This is a genomic window from Phenylobacterium sp., assembly GCF_046463815.1.
Classification (GTDB): domain Bacteria; phylum Pseudomonadota; class Alphaproteobacteria; order Caulobacterales; family Caulobacteraceae; genus Phenylobacterium.
Genome location: NZ_JBKBRO010000016.1, coordinates 1 through 23967 on the forward strand (window position 1 = coordinate 1; position 23967 = coordinate 23967).

Below are 23967 nucleotides of genomic sequence, written 5' to 3' on the forward strand. Positions count from 1 at the left end.
GCTTCAGCCGCGAGAACTGCTCGTCGCTCAGCCAGAATTCCGTCATTCCCGCTCTCCTCTGAGAGCTTGAAGCACTGTTCGGCCAAGTCCGGAATCCCGCTTATGGGTCCAGACCCTAGCCTATTCTGCGGCGGCGCTGAGCAGGGCGACGGGCTCCGTCGCCTGAGCCTCGGGCAGGGTCAGGCTGCGGCCTTCGAAGTGGGCGCCGGCCTCGATGGCCAGTTCGGCGTGGCTGATGTCGCCGTCCACCCGGGCCGTGGCGCTGAGGCGAACCTGGCGCGCCGTCACGGCGCCGGACACTTGGCCGCGGATCTCCACGCTATCCGCCCGGATGGCGCCGACGACCGATCCGGTGGGGCCGATGGTCAGGCGCTCGACGTCGACGTCGCCGTTGACCGCGCCGTCGAGATGGAGGTCGCCCGCCGCCTTGATGTCGCCGCGGATCGTCACGCCGGGGGCGATGAGCGATGCGACCGTGGGTTTGCGGGTTTGGCTGCCTTGCGCGTCAGCCGCCTTCGTCGCCTTGGAAAACATACTCGCCGGCCTTGAGGAAGCGGCCCGGGTTCTGGGCCCGACCGTTCACCCATACCTCATAGTGGAGGTGCGTCCCAGTGGAACGGCCGGTGGAGCCCATAGCGCCGATCCTTTGCCCAATCGCTATGCGCTGGCCGCGCTGGACGCCGATGGAGGCCAGGTGAGCGTAACGGGTCTTCAAGCCCCGCCCATGGTCGATCTCGATGGTGTTGCCGTAGCCGGACCGCACGCCGGTGAAGGAGACCACGCCAGGCCCGGTCGCGTGGATCGGCGTCGCGCGGCCTCCGGCGAAGTCGAGGCCGGAGTGGAAGGCCGGCCGGCGGGTGAAGGGGTCGAACCGCACGCCGAAGCCGCTGCTGCGGTTCGCACCGGTGGTGGGCTGGCCCAGCGGCAGGGACTCGGCGGCGTCGGCCAGGGCGCGGGCCTCCGAGAGGTCGCGCGCGGCGCGCTGGATGCGCACGGCGAAGTCCTCGTCGACGTCCAGAACGGCGGCCAGGGCCCGGGGGTCCTTGGATTCGATCAGCGGCCCTCCCAGCGCCCCGCTCTTCGGCACGAAGGCCGAGGGGGTGAGGCCGGCCATGCGGAACGCCAGCCGGAGCCGGTCGGCGCGGCTCTTGGCGAAGGAATCGGCGGCGTCCAGGAGCTGCTCCTGGCCGAGGCGGACCATCTCCACCCGCCGCACGGGATTTGCGGAGTCGCCGGCCAGCGCCTTGTTGATGGCCGGGGTCAGGGCCTCGGCGGCGCCGGGCGCGCCCTTGACGTCGGTGAGGAGGAGGGCGAGCGCCGCGTGGCGCTTCTCGATGTTGGCGGCGAGGTCGGCGTTGGCGCCCGACGTGGCGTTCAGGCGGGCGAGCGCGCTGTCCAGGCGGGCCTGGCGGTCGGCCACATAGCGTTCGGACTGGGCCTTGAGTTGGGCGATCTCGCGGTCCGTGGCCGAGGCGGAGAGCAGGTTCACCAGCATGGCCGCGGTGCAGACGCCCATCCAGAGTGCGCCGCCCGCCACCACGCCGGCCATGGCCATCTGTTTCGAAGGGGTGAGGACGAAGGCCTTCATGACCCCGCCGGAACGCAGGTAGAGATGGCGTTCCGGAAACAGTTCTTCCAGCGAACGACGAAGCCGCGCCAAGCGTGTCATGCGTATCGCCAAGCCCCCGCTCCCAAGCGACAGGAGGGGATATGCGAACACTTTTCCGGGGCAGGCAAGACGCTTTGATCGTATTTTAACCAAAAGCGTTGCGCCGCCGCAGGCTGCGCCTCGAATCGTCTTCCGTCCAGGCGTCCCCGAGCAAACGTTCCCAGGTGAGGCCGTCCGGACACAGTGGCTTAGAGGGCCTTTGCGGCCTCCAGCACCTGCTGGGCGTGGCCGGGAACCTTCACCTTGCGCCAGATCCTCGCGATCCGTCCGTCGCGGATCAGGAAGGTGGAGCGGTCGATGCCCATGTACTTGCGGCCGTAGAGGCTCTTCTCGACCCAGGAGCCGTAGCGCTCGATCACCTGGCCCTCGGGATCGGAGCCCAGCTTCACGGCGAGTTCGTACTTGGCGGCGAACTTCTCGTGCGACTTCACGCTGTCCTTGGAGACGCCGATCACGGTGACGCCGGCCTTGGCGAATTCGGGGGCGAGGGCGGTGAAGTCCTGGGCCTCCCGGGTGCAGCCGCTGGTGTCGTCCTTCGGATAGAAATAGAGCACCAGCGCCCTGCCGGCGAAGTCGGCCAGGCGGACAGGACCGGCGGCGGTTTCCAGTTCGAAGTCGGGCGCCGGGGCGCCTTCGGCGATCTGCGTCATGTTCCGTCTCCTCGTCAGACCGGCTTCACCAGCACGATCTTCTTCTTCCCGGCGGCCAGCTTCACCACGCCGTCCGCGAGGTCGGCGCTGGTGATCATGCGGGCCCCGTCGGTCTCCTGAGCGTCGTTGACCCTCAGGCCGCCTCCCCGGGCCAGGCGCCGGGCCTCCCCGCGCGAGGAGGCGAGGCCCGCGTCCGCGGCCAGGGCCGCGAGCGCAATCCCGGCCTCCAGCTCGGCCCTAGGGACCTCATGGGTCGGCAAGTCGCCCGAGAGGCGGCCTTCCTCGAAGGCGGCGCGCGCGGCGGCCTCGGCGGCCTTGGCGGCCTCGTCCCCGTGCAGCATCCGGGTGGCCTCGTTCGCCAGCACCTTCTTGGCCTCGTTGATCTCTGCGCCGGGCAGCTTCTCCAGGCGGGCGATCTCGTCGAGCGGGAGGTCGGTGAACAGCCGCAGGAACCTGCCGACGTCGGCGTCCTCGGTATTCCGCCAGAACTGCCAGTAGTCGTAGGGGCTGAGGAGGTCGGCGTTCAGCCACACCGCGCCCTGGGCCGTCTTGCCCATCTTGGCGCCCGAGGCGGTGGCGAGCAGCGGCGTGGTCAGGGCGAAGGCGGCCTTGTGGTCCATCCGCCGGACCAGTTCCACGCCATTGATGATGTTCCCCCACTGGTCCGAGCCGCCCATCTGGAGCTGCACGCCCAGGGTCCGGTTCAGGTGCAGGAAGTCCACGGCCTGCATCAGCATGTAGTTGAACTCGAGGAAGGTCAGCGGCTGCTCCCGCTCCAGGCGCAGGCGCACGGAGTCGAAGGTCAGCATGCGGTTGACCGTGAAGTGCGGTCCGTACTCGCGCAGGAACTCGACGTAGCCCAGCTTCGACAGCCAGTCGTCGTTGTTGACCATCACCGCGTCGGTGGGGCCATCGCCGAAGGTCAGGAACTTCTCGAACACCGTCCGGATGCCGGCGATGTTGGCCGCGATGTCGGCGTCGGTGAGCATCTTGCGGCTCTCGTCCTTGCCGCTGGGGTCCCCGACCTTGGTCGTGCCCCCGCCCATGAGCACGACCGGCTTGTGGCCGGCCTGCTGGAGCCGGCGCAGCATCATGATCTGGATCAGGCTGCCGACGTGCAGGGACGAGGCCGTCGCATCGAAGCCGATGTAGGCCTTCACCACGCCGCTGGCGGCGGCCTCGTCCAGTTCCTGCGGGTGGCTGATCTGGTGGATGTAGCCCCGCGCCTGGAGGGTCTTGAGGAACTCGGACTTGAACGGCGCTTCGGACATCGGGGGACTCTCAGGCTGCGGACGGGCGGGCTCTAGCACGGGCGCGCGGGGCGTTGCGAGGGACATGGGGGCGAGGGCTCCTTCGAGGTGAGGAGGCCGGCGCATCATCTGTCTTCTCGGAGAGGGCGCCGGCCGGGTGGGCAGGCGCGAGGGATCGGTCGCCTGCGTCTAGGGCAGGCGGTAATAGCGGCCGGTGCGGGTGGCGCGTTCGATCATGCGGCTAGCTAGCGGTCCCCGGACATGGCAGTCAAGCCGCATGCGCGTGCTGGGATTCATGACCGGAACCTCCCTCGACGCCGTCGACATGGCGGTGCTGGAGACCGACGGCGAGGCGATCTCGGCCTTCGGGCCGGCCGGCGAGCGCAAGCTGACCGAGGCCACGCGCGACCTCCTGCTGGAGGCCACGCGGCAGGCCCTGAAGTGGGCGAGGGGAACGCCCGAGCCGGCCATCTTCGCCGAGGCCGCGCGGGTCGTGGCCGAGGAGCACTTCGCCGCCGCCGAGGAATTCCTGGCGAAGGAGGGCCTCTCCTGGTCCGAGTTCGACCTCCTGGGGATGCATGGCCAGACTGTCCTGCACGAACGGCCAAAGGAGGGCGTGGTGGGGCGCACGCGCCAGCTCGGAGACGGCGCCCTGCTGGCCAGGCTCACCGGTCGGCCGGTGGCCTTCGACTTCCGCACCGCCGACGTGGCCGCCGGCGGGGAGGGCGCGCCGCTGGCGCCCATCTACCACCTGGCCCGCGCCCGGGCCTCGGGGCTGGAGCCTCCGGTGGCGATCCTGAACGTCGGCGGCGTGGCCAACGTCACCTTCTGGTCCGGGCCGGGCGACTTCGCGGCCTTCGACACCGGTCCCGGCAACGGCATGATCGACCTGCTCGTCCAGGAGCGCGGCGCTGGGCGCTATGACGCCGGCGGCCGCTACGCCAGCGTGGGCCGGGTGGACGAGGCCGTGGTCCGGGCGTTGCTGGCCCACCCCTATTTCGAGGCGCCGGCGCCCAAGTCGCTGGACCGCTACGACTTCTCGCTCGATCCGGTGGAGGAGTTGCAGCTCGAGGACGCCTGCGCGACCCTGGTGGCCTTCACCGCCGAGGCCGTGCGCCTGGGTTTCGAGCTCATGGGCCAGACGCCCAGCGAGGTGGTGGTCACCGGAGGCGGCCGGCACAATCCCGAGATCATGAAGGCGCTCGCCGCCCGCCTGCCGGCGCCGGTGAAGACCGCCGAGGACCACGGCTGGCGCGGCGATTCCATCGAGGCCGAGGCCTTCGCCTATCTGGCGGCCCGCTGCGCGCGCGGCCTGCCGATCTCGTTTCCGAAGACCACCGGCGTGGCGATCCCCATGACCGGCGGCCGCATCGTTCAACCGGAGTAGGGAGTTTGGGGATGAAGGGGCATTGGATCGCCGGCGCGGCGCTCGCGCTGGTCCTGGGGACGGCCGCGCCCGCCGCGGCGCAGACGGCTGAAGGAGCGTTCGACCAGGCGGTGTTCACCGCTGCGGCGAGGGTCCAGCCCAAGGTGGTCGCGTGGCGGCGCGACATCCACGAGCACCCCGAACTCGGCAACCGCGAGGTCCGCACCTCGAAGCTGGTGGCCGAGCACCTCAAGAAGCTGGGCATCGAGGTCCGGCCGCTGGCCAAGACCGGCCTCGTGGGCGTGCTAAAGGGCGGCAAGCCCGGCGGCGTGGTGGCCCTTCGCGCCGACATGGACGGTCTGCCCGTGGCCGAGCAGACGGGCGTGCCCTTCGCCTCAAAGGTGACCACGGAGTACAATGGCCAGAAGGTGGGCGTGATGCATGCCTGCGGCCATGACGCCCACGTGGCGATCCTGATGGGCGCGGCCGAGGTGCTGGCCTCGATGCGCGATCAGATCCCGGGAACGGTCGTCTTCCTGTTCCAGCCTGCCGAGGAAGGCCCGCCGATCGGCGAGGAGGGCGGGGCGCCGCTGATGGTCAAGGAAGGCGCGCTCGACAATCCCAAGGTGGACGCCGTCTTCGGCCTGCATGTGGTGCCGGGAGAGCCGGGCTCGCTCTTCTGGCGGCCGGGCCCGATGATGGCCGCGTCCGACCGCTACGAGATCAAGCTGAAGGGCAAGCAGACCCACGGCGCCAATCCCTGGAACGGCATCGACATCGCCTCGATGCAGGCCGAGATCGTGCTGGCCTTCAACCAGATCGCCGCGCGCCAGATCAACGTCACCCGGACCCCGACCATCTTGACGGTGGCCACGGTGCACGGCGGGGTTCGCTACAACATCATCCCGGACGACTTCGCGCTGGCGGGAACGCTCAGGACCTTCGACCCCGAGCTGCGCAAGGACATCATGGCTCGCGCCGAGAAGGCGGTGGAGAGCATCTCGGCCCGCTACGGCGGCAGCGGCAAGATCGAATGGGGCACGCCCAACCCCGTGACCACCAACGATCCGGCGCTCACGGCCCAGATGAAGCCGACGCTCGCCCGCGCCGCCAAGGGCAAGGTCAAGGACGACATAGACTTCATCACCGGCGCCGAGGACTTCTCATACTACCAGCAGAAGGTCCCCGGACTGTTCTACGACCTGGGCATCGGCTTCCCGCCCGGCGTGAACCACTCGCCGATGTTCAACGTCGTGGACGAGGGTGCGATGGAGGTCGGCGTCCGCGCCCAGGCGCTCACCGCCCTCGACTACCTGGCGAACGCGAAGAAATAGGGTGTCTTCGGGGCTTCTCCCGCATCGGGAGGGCCCCTTCCCTCCACGTCACGCTTGCCGTTCAAACGATCGTTCGTCACCCTGAACGTCGATAACGGACGGGAGGACGGCATGGCGGGCGACGCGGCGACGGTTCAGGACCTGGGCTTCGATCCCGATGCGCTGGCCCGGAAGTACCAGGAGGAGCGCGACCGGCGCCTCCGGGGCGACGGCAACGAGCAGTACGTCGAGATCAAGGGGGCCTTCGCCCACTACCTGGACGATCCCTACGTCGCGCCCGGTTTCTCCCGCGCACCCCTGACCGACGAGGTCGAGGTGATCGTGATCGGCGGCGGCTTCGGCGGCCTGCTGGCCGGCGCCCGGCTGCGCGAGGCGGGGATCGACGACATCCGCATCATCGAGAAGGGCGGCGACTTCGGCGGCACCTGGTACTGGAACCGCTATCCGGGCGCGGCCTGCGACATCGAGAGCTACATCTACCTGCCGCTGCTCGAAGAGGTCGGCTACATGCCGTCCGCGAAGTACGCCCAGGCGCCCGAGATCCTGGAGCATTCCCGCGCCATCGGCCGCAAGTTCCGGCTCTACGACAACGCCTGCTTCCAGACCGAGGTGACGGACCTGTCCTGGGACGAGGACGCCGCCCGCTGGATCGTGAAGACCAACCGGGGTGACGCCATGAGGGCCCGGTTCGTGGTCATGGCCAACGGGCCGTTGCACAGGCCAAAGCTGCCCGGCATCCCGGGCATCGAGGGCTTCAAGGGCCATTCCTTCCACACCAGCCGCTGGGACTACGAGTACACCGGCGGGGACGCCTCGGGCGGCCTCGTGGGCCTGAAGGACAAGCGGGTGGGCATCATCGGCACGGGGGCGACCGCCGTGCAGTGCGTGCCGCACCTGGGCCAGTGGGCCAAGGAACTCTACGTCTTCCAGCGCACCCCCTCGTCCATCGACGTGCGCAACGACCGGCCGACCGATCCGGACTGGGCGAGGAGCCTCCAGCCCGGCTGGCAGCAGGCCCGGATGGACAACTTCAACATCCTGGTTTCGGGCGGCTTCGCCGACGAGGACCTGGTGAACGACGGCTGGACCGACATCATCGGCAACATCCTGCTGCTGGCCCGCAAGAAGGCCATGGCCGGCGAGCCGGTCGAGAACCCCGCCGAACTGATGCAACTCGCCGACTTCAAGAAGATGGAACAGGTCCGGGCCCGCGTGGACGCCGTCGTGAAGGACAAGGCCACGGCCGAGGCGCTGAAGCCCTGGTACAACCAGTTCTGCAAGCGGCCGTGCTTCCACGACGAATACCTGGCCACGTTCAACCGGCCGAACGTCACCCTGGTGGACACGAAGGGACGCGGCGTCGAGCGGATCACCGAGCGCGCCATCGTGGCCAATGGCCGGGAGTACGAGATCGACTGCCTGGTCTATGCGACCGGCTTCGAGGTCGGCACCGACTATGCCCGTCGCGCGGGTTACGAGCTGCGCGGCCGGGGCGGTCTCACGCTCACTGAGAAGTGGCGCGACGGCGCCTCGACCTTGCACGGCGTCCTGAGCCGGGGCTTCCCCAACTGCTTCATAGTCTCGAACGTGCAGTCGGGCTTCAGCGCCAACTTCCCCCACATGATCAACGAGCAGGTGAAGCACATCGCCTACATCGTCCGCGGGGCGAAGGACCGCCAGGCCCGCATCGTGGAGCCGGCCCAGGAGGCCGAGGACGCCTGGGTCGAAACCATCGTGAAGCTGTCGACGATGCGCGAGCAGTTCCTCAGGGAATGCACGCCCGGCTACTACAACAACGAAGGCAAGGTCGAGCTGATGAGCAAGAAGAACAGCTCGTACGGCGCGGGCCCCGTCGCCTTCACCAAGGTGCTGGAGGCCTGGCGCGGCGAGGGCGATCTGAAGGGCCTGGAGCTGACGGCCTGAAAATTGCGGCCCTGAGCGCCGGATCGATCTGAGTAGGAGTTGAGATGACCGAGAAGACCCTTCGCCCAGAAACCCTGGCCGTGCATGCCGGATGGCGGGCGGATCCCACCACCGGCTCGGTCGCCGTGCCGATCCACCAGACGACCTCCTACCAGTTCCGCGACGCCGAGCACGCCGCGTCGCTGTTCGCCCTCCAGGAGATGGGCAACATCTACACGCGGATCATGAACCCCACGACCGACGTGCTGGAGCAGCGGGTGGCGGCCCTGGAGGGCGGGGTGGGGGCCCTAGCGGTGGCCTCGGGCCAGGCGGCCTCGGCGTTCTCGCTGCAGAACCTGGCGCGGGCCGGCGACAACGTGGTCAGCTCGACGGCGCTCTACGGCGGCACCTGGAACCTGTTCGCCAACACCCTGAAGGACCAGGGGATCGAGGTGCGGTTCGTCGATCCCGCCGATCCGGAGAACTTCCGCCGCGCCACCGACGCGCGCACCCGGGCCTACTACGGCGAGACCCTGCCGAACCCGAAGCTGGAGGTCTTCCCGATCGCCGAGGTGGCGGCCATCGGCCGCGAGTTCGGCGTGCCCCTGATCATGGACAACACGGCCGCGCCGCTGCTCTGCCGGCCGCTGGAGCACGGCGCCGCCATCGTCGTCTATTCGGCGACCAAGTACCTGGGCGGCCACGGCACCTCGATCGGCGGCCTGATCGTGGACGGCGGCAATTTCGACTGGGAAGCGAATCCCGAGCGCCAGCCGCTGCTGAACACGCCCGACCCGTCCTACCACGGCGCGGTCTGGACCCAGGCGGTGAAGCCGCTGGGGCCCATCGCCTATATCCTGCGGGCCCGGGTGATCCTGCTGCGCGACCTGGGCGCGGCGCTGTCGCCCTTCAATGCGTTCCAGCTCATCCAGGGCGTGGAGACGGTGGCCCTGCGGATCGAGCGCCATTGCGCCAACGCCCAGGCGGTGGCCGACCATCTTGCCAGGCGCAAGGGCGTGACCCGCGTCATCCACCCCTCGCAGCAGTCGGGCGAGGCCCGGGCGCGGGCCGACAGGTATCTCAAGGGCGGATACGGCGGCCTCCTGGGCTTCGAGCTGGAGGGCGGCGTGGAAGCGGGCCGGAAATTCATCGACGCGTTAAAGCTATTTTACCACGTGGCCAACATCGGCGACGCCCGCAGCCTGGCGATCCATCCGGCGTCCACGACCCACTCGCAGCTCAGCCCCGAGGAACAGGCCGCCACCGGCGTCTCGCCCGGCTATGTTCGGCTCTCCATCGGCATCGAGCACATCGACGACATCCTGGCCGATCTCGATCAGGCCCTGGACGCGGCGCTGGCTTAAGGGCGCCTGCACGCGACCTGCATGGGATGCGCGTGGCCTCTGCACCGCGCATCCCTTCCCGGCGCGCCGCCCGGCCCGTCATGGTGGGCGACAGGGTGGCGGCCGTGTTGCTGCTCTCGCGCTCGCCCCGGGCGCTGTTCCGGGCGCTTTACGAGGGTCGGGGCAAGCTGCGGATCGCCGGCGGCGGGATACCGGAGACGCCGGCGAGGTCTGGTCCTGGCGGCTGACCACGCCGCAAGGCGCAATCCTGGGCGGGCTTGCCCCAGATCCCATGACCGCCAGGAGGTCAGCCGTCCTCGCGGCCTTCGCCGCCACGGCCCTGGAGCGGACGTATCCGCGGCGGTTCTAGTCCGTCAGCGTGACGTAGAGCTCGCTCTCGATCACCCACTGGCCGGTGACCTTGCGCCAGGCGGCGAGATAGGTCCCGCCCATGTCGCCGGTTTTCCAGCGGGCGGTCCAGCGACCGTGCTCGGCGGCGCGGGCGCCGGCCGCGTCCAATTTCACCGTGTCGGCTTCGCGGACGTAGGTGATGAAATCGGCGTCGGCGAACTGGCCGGCGAAGGCCTGGATGACCGCCTCGACGCCCAGGATCAGCCCGCCGTCACCGACGATCAGCTTCACGTCGGGGGCGAAGAACGGCCGCAGGCGCGCCGCGTCATGGGCGGCGATCATCTTGTTGGTCAGGCGCCGCCGCGCGCGGATGGCGTCCTGCGGCGTCGTCACGCCGGGTTGGCGGCCAGCCGCTTGTCGAGATAGGCGCCGACGTGGCTTTCCACGTCGGGCAGGTTCTCCATCCAGAAATGGCTTGCGCCGTCGATCACCTCGTAGTCGATGACGATGCCCTTTTGAGTGCGCAGCTTGGACACCACGCGCTCGACCTCGACCGGGGGCACCACGGTGTCCGCGCCGCCATGCAGGATCAGGCCCGAAGCCGGGCAGGGGGCCAGGAACGAGAAGTCGTACGCGTTGGTGGGCGGCGAGACCGAGATGAAGCCGTCCGTCTCGGGGCGCCGCATCAGGAGCTGCATGCCGACCCAGGCGCCGAAGGAATAACCCGCCACCCAGCACTGGGAGGCGGCCGGGTTGGTCGCCTGGAGCCAGTCGAGGGCGGTCGCCGCGTCGGCCAGCTCGCCGATGCCGCCGTCGAACTCGCCCTGGCTGCGGCCCACGCCGCGGAAGTTGAAGCGCAGCACCGAGAAGCCGCGCTTCATGAAGATGTGGAAGAGCTGCACCGCCACGGGGTTGTTCATCTGGCCGCCCGCCTTGGGGTGCGGGTGCAGGATGAGGGCGACCGGGGCGGTCTCGCTCTTGCCCTGCGTGTAACGGCCTTCGATCCGCCCGGCCGCGCCGGTCAGAACCACCTCTGGCATCTAGACCCCTCTTATCGGTCCTGAATACTTGACTGCTGCACTAGGTCTTCCTAAGTCGCGACCATCCGGATGCGGTTGGTCCGCCGAGGGCCCGCGCGAAGCGCCGGCTTGTAGCACAGGCCGCTCCGGATGCGCGCGAAAACTGCATTGAGCCCAAAGCCATGCGTCTCTCCACGAAAGGCCGCTACGCCGTCATGGCCATGGCCGACCTCGCCCGGCGCGAGGGCGAGGCCGCCCGCGCCGTGGCGCTGGCCGACATCGCCGCCCGCCAGGAGATATCGCTGTCCTACCTGGAACAGCTCTTCGCGCGCCTGCGCCGCAAGGGCCTGGTGAAGAGCGCCAGGGGTCCCGGCGGCGGCTATCGCCTCGCCCGCACCGCGGGTGAGACCAGCATCGCCGAGATCGTCCACGCGGTGGACGAGCCCCTGCGGGCCACCCGCTGCTCGGCGGCGGGGAAGGGCTGCATGACCAGGGGCGAGCGGTGCCTCACCCATGACCTGTGGGCCGACCTGGGCCAGCAGATCGAAACCTATCTTTCCTCCGTCACCCTGGCGGACGTGATCGGCGGGCGCCTGCGCGCCGCGCGGCAGGCGGCATGAGCAAGAGCATCTATCTCGACTGGAACGCCACCGCGGTGGTTCGCCCCGAGGCGGCCCAGGCGGTCATGCGGGCCCTGGAACTGGGCGGCAATCCGTCATCCGTGCACGCGGCCGGCCGCGCCGCGCGCGCGGTAATGGAGGACGCCCGCGAGGCGGTGGCAGCCCTGATCGGGGCTGCGGCGGCCAATGTGGTCTTCACCAGCGGCGGCGCCGAGGCCAACAACCTCGCCATCGACAGCGCCGTGGCGACCGGCTCGCGGCGCCTGATCGTCTCGGCCATCGAGCACCCCACCATCCTCGAGGCGGCCAGGGCTTCGTCGGCCGAGGTGGAATACCTGCCGGTGGACCGGCGCGGCGTCGCCGACCTGGACTGGCTGCGCGAGCGGCTGGCCCGCTGGGACGCCGCCGACGGTCGGCCCTTCGTGGCCCTGATGCTGGCCAACAACGAGACCGGCGTGGTGCAGCCGGTGCGCGAGGCCGCCGACATCGTCCACGCCGCGGGCGGCTGGCTGCACGTCGACGCCATCCAGGCGGTGGGCAAGATTCCGGTGGGGATGGACGCCCAGGGCGCCGACACCCTGACCCTTTCCGGCCACAAGCTGGGCGCGCCCCAGGGCGTGGGCGTCCTGGCCTTCGGACCGGGCGCGACGCTGGTGCGCCGCCAGCACGGCGGGGGCCACGAGCGCGGCCGCCGAGCGGGCACCGAGAACGTCCCGGGCATCGCGGGCCTGGGCGCCGCCGCGCGCCTGGCCGCCGAACACCTGGCCGACGCCGGGGCCCAGGCGGCCTGGCGGGACGCCGCCGCCGAGCGGCTGAAGGCGGCGGGCGCCGTGGTCATGGGCGACGGCGCGCCGCGCCTGCCCAACACCCTGCAGGTGGCCGCGCCGGGCTTCCCGGGCGACCTGCAGGTCGTGGCCCTGGACCTGGCCGGCGTCATGGTCAGCGCGGGCTCGGCCTGTTCGTCGGGCAAGATGAAGGCCAGCCACGTGCTCACCGCCATGGACCAGGGCGAGCTCGCCGGCTGCGCGATCCGGGTCAGCGGGGGCTGGGGCACCACCGAGGCCGATTGGAACAGGTTCGCCGACGCCTGGCTGGAGGCCCATCAGCGGCATGCGGCGCGGCGCGCGCCGGCGGCCGCGGGAGCGGAAGCGTAATGGCCGCCGTCAAGCAGACCGTCGAGCAAGTCCAGAGCCTCGAGAAGTACAAGCACGGCTTCGTCACGGACATCGACCAGGAGTTCGCGCCGAAGGGCCTGAACGAGGACGTCATCCGCTTCATCTCGGCCAAGAAGGGCGAGCCCGAGTGGATGCTGGAGTGGCGGCTGGAGGCCTACCGCCGCTGGCTGGTGCTGGAGGAGCCGACCTGGGCCAAGGTCAGCTTCCCCCGCATCGACTACCAGGACGCCCACTACTACGCCGCGCCGAAGAAGAAGGCGGGGCCCAAGAGCCTCGACGAAGTCGATCCCGAACTCCTGGAGACCTACAAGAAGCTGGGCATCCCGCTGAAGGAGCAGGAGGTCCTGGCCGGCGTCGAGGGCGCGCCGCGCTACGCCGTGGACGCTGTGTTCGACAGCGTGAGCGTGGTCACAACCTTCAAGAAGGAGCTGGCCGCCGCGGGGGTCATCTTCTGCTCGATGAGCGAGGCCATCCGCGAGCATCCCGACCTGGTGAGGAAGTACCTGGGCTCGGTGGTGCCAGTCAGCGACAACTACTTCGCCTGCCTCAATTCGGCGGTCTTCTCGGACGGCAGCTTCGTCTATGTGCCGCCGGGGGTGCGCTGCCCCATGGAGCTGTCGACCTACTTCCGCATCAATGCGGCGGAGTCCGGCCAGTTCGAGCGCACCCTGATCATCGCGGACGCGGGCGCCTACGTCTCGTACCTGGAGGGCTGCACGGCCCCCATGCGCGACGAGAACCAGCTCCACGCCGCCGTGGTCGAGCTGGTCGCCATGGACGACGCCGAGATCAAGTACTCCACCGTCCAGAACTGGTACCCGGGCGATCCCGAGACCGGGAAGGGCGGCATCTACAACTTCGTGACCAAGCGGGCCGACTGCCGCGGCGACCGCGCCAAGGTGAGCTGGACCCAGGTCGAGACCGGCTCGTCCATCACCTGGAAGTACCCGTCCTGCGTCCTGCGCGGGGAGGGCAGCGTGGGCGAGTTCTACTCCATCGCCATCACCAACGGCCGCCAGCAGGCCGACACCGGCACCAAGATGATCCACCTGGGCCCCAACACCCGCTCGCGGATCATCTCCAAGGGCATCAGCGCCGGGAAGAGTTCCAACACCTACCGGGGCCTGGTCTCGGCGCACCCGAAGGCCAAGGGCGCGCGCAACTTCACCCAGTGCGACTCCTTGCTCATCGGCAAGTCCTGCGCGGCCCACACCGTGCCCTACATCGAGGCCCGCAACGGCCAGGCGGTGTTCGAGCACGAGGCCACCACCACGCGGCTCTCCGAGGACCAGCTCTTCTACGCCATGCAGCGCGGCCTGTCCCAGGAGGAGGCGGTCCAGCTCCTGGTGAACGGCTTCGTGAAGGACGTGCTGCAGGAGCTCCCGATGGAGTTCGCCGTGGAGGCCCAGAAGCTGGTGGCGATTAGCCTGGAAGGAAGTGTCGGCTGATGTTGTCCGTGAAGAACCTGCACGCCGCCGTCGACGGCAAGGAGATTCTCAAAGGGCTCTCCCTGGATGTCCCGGCCGGCGAGGTGCACGCCATCATGGGGCCGAACGGGGCGGGCAAGTCGACGCTGTCCTACGTGCTGACCGGCCGCGAGGGCTATGAGGTCACGGAAGGGGCGGCCACCCTGGACGGCGAGGACCTGCTGGCGCTGGCGCCCGACGAGCGCGCCGCCAAGGGCGTCTTCCTGTCGTTCCAGTACCCGCTGGAGATCCCTGGCGTTCCGGCGCTGACCTTCATCCGCACGGCCCTGAACGCCCAACGCAAGGCGCGCGGCGAGCCCGAGGTCGCCGCGCCTGAGTTCCTGAAGCTCGCCAAGGCCAAGGCGGCGGAGTTGAAGATCGACTTCGACATGTTGAAGCGGGCGCTCAACGTCGGCTTCTCCGGTGGTGAGAAGAAGCGGATGGAAATCCTTCAAATGGCGATGCTTTCGCCTCGCTTCCTCATCTTGGACGAAACGGATTCCGGCCTCGACATCGACGCCCTGCGCATCGTGGCCGACGGCGTGAACGCCCTGCGTTCGCCGGACCGGGCCATGCTGGTGATCACGCACTACCAGCGCCTGCTGGACTACATCAAACCCGACCGCGTCCATGTGCTGTCGGCCGGCCGGATCGTCGCCTCGGGCGGCCCCGAGCTGGCGCTGGAGCTGGAGCGCGAAGGCTACGACAAGTACGCGAGGGCCGCTTGAGCGTCGCCGCCGCCATCCGCGCCCGCGACCCCGCGGAGCTGCCCGGCAAGCGCGACGAGGACTGGCGCTGGACCGACCTGCGCGGCCTGGTCCGCGAGGTCCCGCCGCCGTCGGAACCGCTCGATCCCGCTGCAACGGCATCCGGGCCGTTCGACGCTCTGGCGGACGAGGTGGTGGCCGTGGCCAATGGCGGCGATACCCGGATCGGCGTGAACGCCGGCGGGAGCCGCACGGTGGCGCTGCGGATCGTGTCGCGCGGCGCCGGTTCGCACGCCGCGCGCGTGGCCGTGGCCGTGGGTCTCGGCGGGCGGCTCACGCTGCTGGAAAGCTATGAAGGCGAGGGGGCCTACCTCGCCCACGCGGAGCTCACGTTCGAGATCGCCGAAGGCGCGGTCGTCGAGCGGATCGTGCTGGCCGGCGATGACGCCGAGGGCGTGTCGGTCAGCCAGGCCGAGGTTCGGCTGGAGCCCGGCGCCGACTTCGCCCAGACTGTGCTGACCGGCGGCGCGCGCCGCCAGCGCCTGGAAACCATCGTCCACCATCCCGGCGGCCACGCCGAACTGCGGCTCGACGGCGCCTACCTGCTGGACGGCAAGCGCCACGCCGATCTGACGACGGTCGTCACCCACGAGGCCGTGGACGGCATCACCCGGCAGCTGACCAAGGGCGTCGTCCGCGACCAGGCCCGCGGCGTCTTCCAGGGGCGGATCGTGGTGGCGCAGGGCGCCGACCGCACCGACGCCCGGATGGGCCACCACGCCCTGATCCTGTCGGACCGGGCCGAGGTCGACGCCAAGCCGGAGCTGCTGATCCACGCCGACGACGTCTCGTGCGCCCATGGCAATACGATCGGCGCCCTGGACGAGGACGCCCTGTTCTACGCCCGCCAGCGCGGCATTCCTGAGCCCGAGGCCCGGGCCATGCTGACCGAGGCCTTCGTGGGCGAGGTCGTCGAGCGCATCGGCCACGAGGCGGCGCGCGAGCAGGCGGCCGCCTGGGTCTCAGAACGGCTGAGGGGCGCGTGATGGCTTTCGATGTCGAGGCGATCCGCGCCGAGTTCCCGATCCTCCAGCGCCAGGTGCACGGCAAGCCGCTGGTCTACCTGGACAGCGCCGCCTCGGCTCAGAAGCCGCGGGCGGTCATCGAGGCCATGACGCGGGCGATGGAGCACTCCTACGCCAACGTCCACCGGGGCCTGCACACCCTGGCCAACGAGACCACCGACGCCTACGAGGCCGCGCGCCGGAAGGTGGCGGCGTTCATCGGGGCGGACGAGGGCGAGATCGTCTTCACCAAGGGCGGCACTGAGGCGGTAAACCTGGTGGCCGCCGGCCTGGGCGCCGGCCTGGAGCCCGGCGACGAGGTGGTGATCTCCGAGATGGAGCATCACGCCAACATCGTCCCCTGGCACTTCCTGCGCGAGCGACAGGGGGTGGTCCTGAAGTGGGTGCGGGTCACCGACGACGGCGCGCTGGACCTCGACCACTTCCAGAGCCTGCTGGGGCCGCGCACCAAGGTCGTGGCCCTGTCGCACATGTCGAACGTGCTGGGCACCATCAACCCGGCCAAGGATCTGGCCCGCATGGCCCATGAGGCCGGCGCCCGGGTGCTGTTCGACGGCTGCCAGGCCATCGTCCACAAGCCGGTGGACGTGAAGGACGTCGACGCCGACTTCTACGTCTTCTCGGGCCACAAGCTCTACGGCCCCACCGGCATCGGCATCCTGTACGGCAAGGCCGAGCTCCTGCGCGCGTTGCCGCCGTACCAGGGCGGGGGTGAGATGATCGCCACCGTCTCGATGGACGAGATCACCTACGCCGACCCGCCGCACCGCTTCGAGGCGGGCACGCCGCCGATCCTGGAGGCCATCGGCCTGGGCGCGGCCATCGACTGGCTGTCGGGCATGGACCGCCTGGCGGCCGCCGAGCACGAGCACCGGCTCTACCGTCGGGTCCGCGATGGGCTCTCGGGCGCCAACTGGCTGAAGGTGATCGGCGAGGCGGAAGGGAAGGGGGCGATCCTCTCCTTCACCGTCGACGGGGCCCACGCCCACGACGTGGCCCAGATCCTGGACCGCTACAGCGTGGCGGTCCGCGCCGGAACGCACTGCGCCGAGCCGCTCATGCGGCGTTTCGGCGTGACGTCGAGCGCCCGGGCCTCGTTCGCCCTATATAACACCGAGCACGAGGCGGACGCCTTCGTGGACGCCCTGACCAAGACCCAGGCCTTCTTCGCGTAGAGACCCATGGACGACGGATCCACCATCGAGACCCCACCCGTGGCGCCGCTCTCCCAGGCGGAGCTCGACCAGCTCACCGATCAGCTGATCGAGAAGCTGAAGACGGTCTACGACCCGGAAATCCCGGTGGACATCTATGAGCTGGGCCTCATCTACAAGGTCGACATCTCGGACGAAAAGGACGTGGCGGTCGAAATGACCCTGACCGCGCCGGGTTGCCCCGTCGCCGGCGAGATGCCGGGCTGGGTCCAGGACGCGATCATGGAGATTCCCGGCATCCGTTCGGCCACGGTCGAGCTGGTGTTCGATCCGCCGTGGGACCCCTCGCGCATGAGCGACGAGGCCAAGCTCCAGCTCAACATGTTCTGATGGCGAACCTGGAAGTCACCCCCCAGCCGCGCCAGCGGCGTCCGCGTCCCAAGGTGGTCACGCTCACCGACCGCGCCGCCGAGCGCGTGCGCGAGATCCTGGCCAAAGGCGAGAAGCCCTACGTGGGCCTGCGGGTGGGCGTGAAGAACGGCGGCTGCGCCGGTCAGGAGTACGTCCTGGAGTATGCCGAGGCCGCCGATCCCCTCGACGAGGTGGTGGAGGACAAGGGCGTCACCATCCTCGTGGAGCCCAAGGCGGTGCTGTTCCTGATCGGCTCCGAGATCGACTACGAAGTGAACAGGCTCTCGGCGAAGTTCGTGTTCCACAATCCGAACGAGACCGACGCCTGCGGCTGCGGCGAGAGCGTCACGATCCAGCCGGCCAAGCTGGATTAGGTCCGCCGACCCGCGTTATGCTCCCCCGAGACACGGGGTGCACGACATGACCGACGATGTCGAACTGCGCCGGCTGGCCACCCGCCGCGCCGACATGAAGCTTGGCTTCCGCAGCCACCTGCTGGCCTACGCGATCGTCAACGCAGGCCTCTTCCTGATCAACTTCCTGACCTCGCCCGGCCACTGGTGGTTCTACTGGCCGATGATGGGCTGGGGCATAGGCCTCGCCGCCCACGCCGCCGTGGTCTACCTCGACGGGGAGGGGGCCCGGGACCGGTTGATCGAAGCCGAGCTGGAGAAGCTGCGCCAGAAGCGCTGACTCAGCGCCCCGTGAACTTGGCCGGGCGCTTCTGGATGAAGGCCATGACGCCTTCGCGCGCATCCTCGGTGCGGCCGGCGTCGCCCTGCGAATAGGCCTCCGCTTCGAGCTGCAGGTGCCAGGGCGCATCCAGGGCGTCCCACACCAGGTTGCGGGTCATGCCCAGCGAGGCCGGCCCCTCGGCCAGGGCCTTCGCATAGGCCATGGCGGCCGGCAGCACCTCGGCGTCGGGCACGCACTTGTTGATCAGGCCCCATTCCGCCGCCGTCTTGGCCGGCAGCTTCTCGCCCAGCAGCATCAGCTCCATGGCGCGCGCCTTGCCCACAAGACGCGGCAGCAGCCAGGTTGCGCCGCCGTCCGGCACCAGGCCGATGCGGCGGAAGGCCAGCAGGAAGTAGGCGCTCTCGGCGGCCACGGCGAGGTCGCAGGCCAGCGCCAGCGAGACGCCGACGCCGGCCGCCACGCCGTTCACGGCGGCGACCAGCGGCTTCTTCGAGCGGCGGAGCTGGGTGACGAAGGGGTTGTAGACCTTGAGGAGGGCCTGGTTCGGGCCCTTTCCGGAATCCGACGTGCGGCCACCCGAAAGGTTGGCGCCGGAGCAGAAGCCGCGGCCTTCGCCGGTGAGCACGATGGCGCGGACGGTGTCGTCGTCCTCCAGAGCCTGGAAGGCCGCCACGAGGTCGGCCATCAGCTCCATGCCGGCGGCGTTCAGGGTCGAGGGGTCCGAAAGCGTGAGGACGCCCACGCCGTTCTCGATCGACGTCTTCACCTTGCTGGCGGCTTGAGCCCCGTCCATCGCATCCTCCCGCGAACCGTTTCGGCCGATTGAACGGAGGATACCCCGGCGTCAGCCAAGGGAAAATGTCAGCCCGAAAGCCTTACGCCGCCGCCGCGATCGGGTCGGCGCAGGAGGTGCGATTGCGGCCGCCGCGCTTGGAGGCGTATAGCGCGCTGTCGGCTCGCTCGATCAGGCTGGCCGGGGCCTCGCCCGGCTTCCGTTCGGCGATCCCCGCCGAGATGGTGATGGCGCCCAGGTCTTCGTTGGTCGAGCGGCGCTTGAGGATGCGGGACGAAACCTCCTCGCGGACGGCCTCCAGCACAGCCAGGGCGCTGCGCGCGCTTTCGCCGGGGAAGATGATCGCGAATTCCTCGCCGCCGTAGCGGGCGGAGAAGCGGGGATTGCCGCTGGCGCGGCCGATCACGCTCGCCACGTAGCGGATCACCTGATCGCCCGTCTGGTGGCCCCAGGTGTCGTTGAAGCTCTTGAAATGGTCGATGTCGATCACCGCCAGGGTGACGGTCTCGCCGGCCTGCTCGGCCTGGGCGCTGGCGCGCTCCAGGGCCTCGTCGAAGGCCTTGCGGTTGGCCAGGCCCGAAAGGGCGTCGGTCATGGCGTCGCGGCGGACCTGCTCCAGGTGTTCGCGCAGGCGCCCGAGCTCGGCGGTGGTGTCGTGGAGCTGGGTTTCCAGCGCGTGGTTCTCCTCGCGCACCTTGCGGGTGGCGACCGTGAGCGTCTCGACCATGGTCTTGATGGCGGCCGCGTCGTCGCCGTCCAGGGACTCGCTGGCGCTGGCCAGTTGCTGGCCATAGGCCTCGCTGGTCTCGCGGGCGGATTCGATGGCGCGCGACACGCTGTCCAGTTCCTTGGAAAGGGTCTGGCCGGCTTCGAGGATCTCGCCGTTCAGCTTGGCCTTGGGCAGGAACTGGGCCGCCAGATGCTCGCCGACCTCATCGGTGAACGGCTCGCCGGACTCGATGATCGTGTCGATCTCGGCGGCCAGGGCCGAGCCCTTGGCGGCGACGTAGTGGACCCAGAGCTCGAAGTTCAGGGCCGTCGGCCAGACCTGGTGGGCCTCCATGGCCTGGATCGCCTTCCGGGCCAGTTCGTAGGCCTTCGGGCCCCTCAGCGAAGTTTCGACATCCGCAGACATGGTCGCGCCTTCAACTCCCGGCCGGCGGCGCGCTCACGCGCGGCAAGCCATGGCGGAGCTTAGGGGCGACCCCCAAACGCCCGGTTAAGACGGGCCGGCGGGCGCCGACCCATTCAGCCGTCGGTTGAGCGCGGGGGCGGACGTTGCAGGAAGGCGGGGACATCCGAGCCGAAGCCCACCACCCGGTCGCCGTCTTCGCGCTCGCGCCGGCGTCCGCCGCGCTCTGCGCGCTCGGAACGTTCGCTGCGTTCCGGCCGATCGGTGCGTTCCGGACGTTCCGCGCGCTCGGGCCGCTCGGCGCGGACGGGTTCGGGAGCGCGTTCGCGGCGGGGCCGGGCAGGCGCTTCGGCGGCCTCCGGGGTTTCCGTCGCGGCCTCGTCACGCGGCGCGCGCTCCCCGCGCGGCCGCCGGTCGCGCTCGCGTCCGCCCCGTTCGCGTCCGCCGCGCTCACGGCCGCGGCCGGGGCGGGGTTCGTCCTTGATGTTGGCCCAGTCGAGGTCGAGGGTGACCTCCTCGGGCGTCTTGCCGATCAGCTTCAGGACCTTGTCGAGGTTCTTGGAGTCGGCGGGCGTGACGATCATGAACGCCTCGCCGGTCCGTCCCGCGCGGCCGGTCCGGCCGATGCGGTGGACGTAGTCGTCGGCGTGGTGCGGGACGTCGAAGTTGAAGACGTGGCTGACGGCCGGGATGTCGAGGCCGCGCGCGGCCACGTCCGAGGCGACCAGCAGCTTGAGCGCGCCGTTGCGGAAGCTTTCCAGGGTCCGCATGCGCGTGGCCTGGTCGAGGTCCCCATGGATCGCGGCGGCGTCGAAGCCGTGCTTCTTCAGCGACTTGGCGACGACATCCACCTCGGACTTCCGATTGCAGAAGACGATTCCGTTGTTCACCTCGGCGCGGCCGATCAACTCGCGCAGCGCCGTGCGCTTGGCCTTGGGATCGGTCGTCGGGATACGGACGAGGTGCTGGGTGATGGTCTCGGCGGTGGTGGCCGGACGCGAGACCTCGATGCGCAGGGGATCGTTCAGGAACTGCTTGGTGAGCCGGGTGATCTCGGGCGGCATGGTCGCCGAGAAGAACAGCGTCTGCTTCTTGGCCGGGGTCAGCTTGAAGATGCGTTCGAGGTCGGGGATGAAGCCCATGTCCAGCATGCGGTCGGCTTCGTCGACGACCATGATCTGCACGCCAGTCATCAGCAGCTTGCCGCGTTCGAAATGGTCGAGCAGGCGGCCAGGCGTGGCGATCAGCACGTCCACGCCGCGGTCCAGCTTCTGTTCCTGGTCCTTGAACGACACGCCGCCGATCAGCAGGGCCCATGAGAGCTTCTGGTCCTTGGCGTACTTCTCGAACGAGGCGGCGACCTGGTCGGCCAGCTCCCGGGTCGGCGCGATGACGAGCGCGCGCGGCATCCGCGCCTTGGCCCGGCCGGCGGCCAGCCGGTCGACCATGGGCAGGGTGAAGGCGGCGGTCTTGCCGGTGCCGGTCTGGGCGATGCCCAGCACGTCGCGACCCTGCAGGGCCACGGGAATGGCCTGCGCCTGGATGGGGGTCGCGGTGGTGTAGCCGGTGTCGGCGACGGCCTTCAGGGTCGCGGGCGAGAGGCCAAGATCGGAGAATTCGGTCATCAGTTACCGGTGGGGCGGCGGCCGCCCGGAGACTAGGCTGGCGCAACGCGGCGGCGCGTGCGGACATCGCCGCGCGCGCGGAACATACGGCGGGCCTCGCTCAAGTCAACGCGCGCGGGGCAATGCGCTTCCTCACCGAGCCCGCTGCGCGGTCGACGATCAGACGTCGAGGTCGGCGGCGGCGAACTCGGCGTTCTCCTGGATGAAGCGGAAGCGCAGTTCCGGCTTGCGGCCCATCAGCGCTTCCACCAGGTCCTCCACGGTCTCCTCCGCCCGGGGCAGGATGACGCGGGCCAGGGTCCGCGTCTTGGGGTCCATGGTGGTTTCCTTGAGCTGGGACGGCATCATCTCGCCCAGGCCCTTGAAACGGCTGATCTCGGGCTTCTTGCCCTTGAAGACGGTGGCCAGCAGCTCATCGCGATGGACGTCATCCTTGGCGTAGACCGCCTTGCCGCCATGGCTGAGGCGATAGAGCGGCGGCAGCGCCAGGTAGAGGCGGCCCGAGCGGATCAGGTCCGGCATGGTCCGGAAGAAGAACGTGATCAGCAGGCTCGCGATGTGGGCGCCGTCCACGTCGGCGTCCGTCATGATGATGATCCGCTCGTAGCGGAGGTCTTCCTCCCTGAACTTCGAGCCCGGCTGGACGCCCAGGGCGAGCAGCAGGTCCGACAGCTCCTTGTTGCCGCCGAACTTGTCGGTCGAGGCCGAGGCGACGTTCAGGATCTTGCCGCGCAGCGGCAGGATCGCCTGGTTCTTGCGGTCGCGGGCCTGTTTCGCCGAGCCGCCGGCCGAGTCCCCCTCGACCAGGAACAGCTCGGCCCCGTCGATGGCGTTGCCGGCGCAGTCGGCGAGCTTGCCGGGCAGGCGCAGCTTCCGCGTGGCGGAGGCGCGGGCGACCTCCTTGTCCTTCCGCCGCTTCAGGCGCTCCTCGGCGCGCTCGACGACGAACTGGAGCAGGGCGCCTGCCGCCTTGGGCTGGGCGGTCAGCCAGTGGTCGAACGGGTCAGCCAGGGCCTTCTCCACCAGCCGCTGGGCCTCGGTGGAGGAGAGCTTCTCCTTGGTCTGCCCCTGGAACTCGGGGTCGCGGATGAACACGCTGACCAGGGCGCCGGCCTGGGCCAGCACGTCGTCGGCGGTGATGATCCCGCCGCGCTTCTCGCCCACCAGCTCGGCGTACTGCTTAAGGCCGCGGGTCAGCGCCGCGCGCAGGCCGCTCTCGTGCGTGCCGCCCTCCGGCGTGGGCACGGTGTTGCAGTAGGACTGCATGAAGCTGTCGGCCTCGCCGAAGCCCGCGGGCGTCCAGGCGATGGCCCATTCCACCTTGCCGGCCTCGCCCGGTCGCTCGTAGCGGCCGGTGAAGGGCTCGGGCGTGACCGTCTCCAGGCCCTTGATCCGCTCGGCCAGGAAATCGGCCAGGCCGTTGGGGAAACGGAACACCGCCTCGGCCGGGGTCTGGTCCTGGATGCGCGCCGGATCGCATTTCCAGCGGATCTCGACGCCGCCGAACAGATAGGCCTTGGAGCGCGCCATCCGGTAGAGCCGGGCCGGCTTGAACGCCGCGCCGTCGCCGAAGATCACCGGGTCGGGCAGGAAACTGATGGCCGTGCCCTTCTTTCGGGTGGGCCCGATCTTCTCGATGCCGCCCAGGGGCTTGCCGCGCGTGAAGGCCTGACGCCACTCGAAGCCGTCCTTGAAGACGGTGACCTCGACGCGCTCGGAGAGGGCGTTGACGACCGAGACGCCGACGCCGTGCAGGCCGCCCGAGGTCTCGTAGGCCTTGCCGGAGAACTTCCCGCCCGAATGCAGGACGGTCATGATGACCTCCAGCGCGGACTTGCCCGGATGTTTCGGGTGCGGGTCGACGGGGATGCCGCGGCCATCGTCGCGGACCGTCAGGACGCCCTCGGCGTCGAGGCTGACCTCGATCAGCTTGGCGTGGCCGGCCACCGCCTCGTCCATGGCGTTGTCGAGGACTTCGGCGAACAGGTGGTGCAGCGCCCGCTCGTCGGTGCCGCCGATGTACATGCCCGGCCGCTTGCGGACCGGCTCCAGCCCCTCCAGGACCTCGATGTCGGCCGCCGAATAGCCCGTGGTCTTCGCGCCCACGACGGCGGGATCGGGACGCGGCTCGTGGCTCTCGGCCAGCGGCGCGGCTGGCGCGGGGTTCAGCGCGTCGTCGAAAAGGGAAGCCTGGGCGGTGGAGTTGGAGGACATGGGCC

General features: G+C 69.7%; 23 protein-coding genes. 13 read left to right on the forward strand and 10 right to left on the reverse strand.

Annotated features, from left to right (window positions below):
* Nucleotides 1-120: 120 nt before the first annotated feature.
* The 4 genes from ACK4TT_RS11805 to tyrS form a co-directional block, all read right to left on the reverse strand.
* Entirely contained in the window at nucleotides 121-534 is a 414-nt protein-coding gene (locus tag ACK4TT_RS11805; RefSeq protein ID WP_410213034.1) for a polymer-forming cytoskeletal protein, read from the reverse strand.
* Nucleotides 506-1675: a peptidoglycan DD-metalloendopeptidase family protein gene (locus ACK4TT_RS11810; protein WP_409637345.1), complete on the reverse strand. Its 1170-nt coding sequence runs from the start codon at nucleotides 1673-1675 to the stop codon at nucleotides 506-508. The genes ACK4TT_RS11805 and ACK4TT_RS11810 overlap by 29 nt, the downstream gene beginning before the upstream one ends.
* Nucleotides 1676-1857: 182 nt before the next feature.
* Entirely contained in the window at nucleotides 1858-2319 is a 462-nt protein-coding gene (locus ACK4TT_RS11815) for a peroxiredoxin (RefSeq protein WP_409637057.1), read from the reverse strand.
* A 14-nt stretch (nucleotides 2320-2333) separates the two neighbouring features.
* Nucleotides 2334-3656 carry a tyrosine--tRNA ligase gene (gene tyrS / locus ACK4TT_RS11820; protein WP_410213035.1) on the reverse strand — a complete coding sequence of 441 codons (1323 nt, stop codon included), beginning with the start codon at nucleotides 3654-3656 and terminating at the stop codon, nucleotides 2334-2336.
* A gap of 190 nt (nucleotides 3657-3846) precedes the next feature.
* Here tyrS and ACK4TT_RS11825 point away from each other — a divergent pair, with 190 nt between their 5' ends.
* The 4 genes from ACK4TT_RS11825 (at nucleotide 3847) to ACK4TT_RS11840 (ending at nucleotide 9535) form a co-directional block, all read left to right on the forward strand.
* Complete coding sequence (locus tag ACK4TT_RS11825; RefSeq protein WP_409637063.1) at nucleotides 3847-4956, forward strand: anhydro-N-acetylmuramic acid kinase; 1110 nt, start codon at nucleotides 3847-3849, stop codon at nucleotides 4954-4956.
* A gap of 11 nt (nucleotides 4957-4967) precedes the next feature.
* The gene (locus ACK4TT_RS11830; protein ID WP_410213036.1) at nucleotides 4968-6269 is read left to right on the forward strand and encodes an amidohydrolase; all 1302 of its coding nucleotides are present in this window, start codon (nucleotides 4968-4970) and stop codon (nucleotides 6267-6269) included.
* 111 nt (nucleotides 6270-6380) lie between these two features.
* On the forward strand, nucleotides 6381-8192 hold the full coding sequence (locus tag ACK4TT_RS11835) for a flavin-containing monooxygenase (protein WP_409637068.1): 1812 nt from the start codon (nucleotides 6381-6383) through the stop codon (nucleotides 8190-8192).
* A 44-nt stretch (nucleotides 8193-8236) separates the two neighbouring features.
* Complete coding sequence (locus ACK4TT_RS11840) at nucleotides 8237-9535, forward strand: O-acetylhomoserine aminocarboxypropyltransferase/cysteine synthase family protein (protein ID WP_410213037.1); 1299 nt, start codon at nucleotides 8237-8239, stop codon at nucleotides 9533-9535.
* 345 nt (nucleotides 9536-9880) lie between these two features.
* Here ACK4TT_RS11840 and ACK4TT_RS11845 read toward each other — a convergent pair whose 3' ends face one another.
* A complete protein-coding gene (locus ACK4TT_RS11845; RefSeq protein ID WP_410213038.1) occupies nucleotides 9881-10258 on the reverse strand; it encodes a YybH family protein in 378 nt (125 codons plus the stop codon).
* A complete protein-coding gene (locus tag ACK4TT_RS11850; protein WP_409637080.1) occupies nucleotides 10255-10905 on the reverse strand; it encodes an alpha/beta hydrolase in 651 nt (216 codons plus the stop codon). Before ACK4TT_RS11850 ends, ACK4TT_RS11845 begins: the two co-directional genes overlap by 4 nt.
* A gap of 161 nt (nucleotides 10906-11066) precedes the next feature.
* Here ACK4TT_RS11850 and ACK4TT_RS11855 point away from each other — a divergent pair, with 161 nt between their 5' ends.
* From ACK4TT_RS11855 to ACK4TT_RS11895, 9 genes are read left to right on the forward strand one after another with little or no spacing between them, the layout of a single operon-like run.
* A complete protein-coding gene (locus ACK4TT_RS11855) occupies nucleotides 11067-11504 on the forward strand; it encodes an Rrf2 family transcriptional regulator (RefSeq protein WP_409637083.1) in 438 nt (145 codons plus the stop codon).
* Nucleotides 11501-12658, forward strand: coding sequence for a cysteine desulfurase family protein (locus ACK4TT_RS11860; RefSeq protein WP_409637086.1), 1158 nt, complete (start codon nucleotides 11501-11503; stop codon nucleotides 12656-12658). The genes ACK4TT_RS11855 and ACK4TT_RS11860 overlap by 4 nt, the downstream gene beginning before the upstream one ends.
* Complete coding sequence (gene sufB / locus ACK4TT_RS11865) at nucleotides 12658-14127, forward strand: Fe-S cluster assembly protein SufB (protein ID WP_409637089.1); 1470 nt, start codon at nucleotides 12658-12660, stop codon at nucleotides 14125-14127. The genes ACK4TT_RS11860 and sufB overlap by 1 nt, the downstream gene beginning before the upstream one ends.
* The gene (sufC, locus tag ACK4TT_RS11870; RefSeq protein WP_409637092.1) at nucleotides 14127-14873 is read left to right on the forward strand and encodes a Fe-S cluster assembly ATPase SufC; all 747 of its coding nucleotides are present in this window, start codon (nucleotides 14127-14129) and stop codon (nucleotides 14871-14873) included. The genes sufB and sufC overlap by 1 nt, the downstream gene beginning before the upstream one ends.
* Nucleotides 14870-15898, forward strand: coding sequence for a Fe-S cluster assembly protein SufD (gene sufD / locus ACK4TT_RS11875; RefSeq protein WP_409637094.1), 1029 nt, complete (start codon nucleotides 14870-14872; stop codon nucleotides 15896-15898). Before sufC ends, sufD begins: the two co-directional genes overlap by 4 nt.
* Nucleotides 15898-17112, forward strand: a complete 1215-nt coding sequence (locus ACK4TT_RS11880) for an aminotransferase class V-fold PLP-dependent enzyme (RefSeq protein WP_410213039.1) — start codon at nucleotides 15898-15900, stop codon at nucleotides 17110-17112. The genes sufD and ACK4TT_RS11880 overlap by 1 nt, the downstream gene beginning before the upstream one ends.
* A 6-nt stretch (nucleotides 17113-17118) precedes the next feature.
* A complete protein-coding gene (locus tag ACK4TT_RS11885; protein WP_409637100.1) occupies nucleotides 17119-17481 on the forward strand; it encodes an SUF system Fe-S cluster assembly protein in 363 nt (120 codons plus the stop codon).
* A complete protein-coding gene (locus ACK4TT_RS11890; protein ID WP_409637103.1) occupies nucleotides 17481-17876 on the forward strand; it encodes a HesB/IscA family protein in 396 nt (131 codons plus the stop codon). Before ACK4TT_RS11885 ends, ACK4TT_RS11890 begins: the two co-directional genes overlap by 1 nt.
* Nucleotides 17877-17922: 46 nt before the next feature.
* The gene (locus tag ACK4TT_RS11895) at nucleotides 17923-18195 is read left to right on the forward strand and encodes a 2TM domain-containing protein (protein WP_410213040.1); all 273 of its coding nucleotides are present in this window, start codon (nucleotides 17923-17925) and stop codon (nucleotides 18193-18195) included.
* Nucleotide 18196: 1 nt separating this feature from the next.
* On the opposite strand, the gene ACK4TT_RS11900 is transcribed toward ACK4TT_RS11895, so the two are convergent.
* The 4 genes from ACK4TT_RS11900 to parE all read right to left on the reverse strand — a co-directional run bounded on the left by ACK4TT_RS11900 (nucleotide 18197) and on the right by parE (nucleotide 23962).
* Nucleotides 18197-18991 carry an enoyl-CoA hydratase/isomerase gene (locus tag ACK4TT_RS11900; protein WP_409637109.1) on the reverse strand — a complete coding sequence of 265 codons (795 nt, stop codon included), beginning with the start codon at nucleotides 18989-18991 and terminating at the stop codon, nucleotides 18197-18199.
* 82 nt (nucleotides 18992-19073) lie between these two features.
* Nucleotides 19074-20126, reverse strand: a complete 1053-nt coding sequence (locus ACK4TT_RS11905; protein ID WP_409637112.1) for a GGDEF domain-containing protein — start codon at nucleotides 20124-20126, stop codon at nucleotides 19074-19076.
* A gap of 113 nt (nucleotides 20127-20239) precedes the next feature.
* Complete coding sequence (locus ACK4TT_RS11910) at nucleotides 20240-21748, reverse strand: DEAD/DEAH box helicase (protein ID WP_410213041.1); 1509 nt, start codon at nucleotides 21746-21748, stop codon at nucleotides 20240-20242.
* A 159-nt stretch (nucleotides 21749-21907) separates the two neighbouring features.
* Entirely contained in the window at nucleotides 21908-23962 is a 2055-nt protein-coding gene (gene parE / locus ACK4TT_RS11915) for a DNA topoisomerase IV subunit B (RefSeq protein WP_409637118.1), read from the reverse strand.
* Nucleotides 23963-23967: the final 5 nt, after the last annotated feature.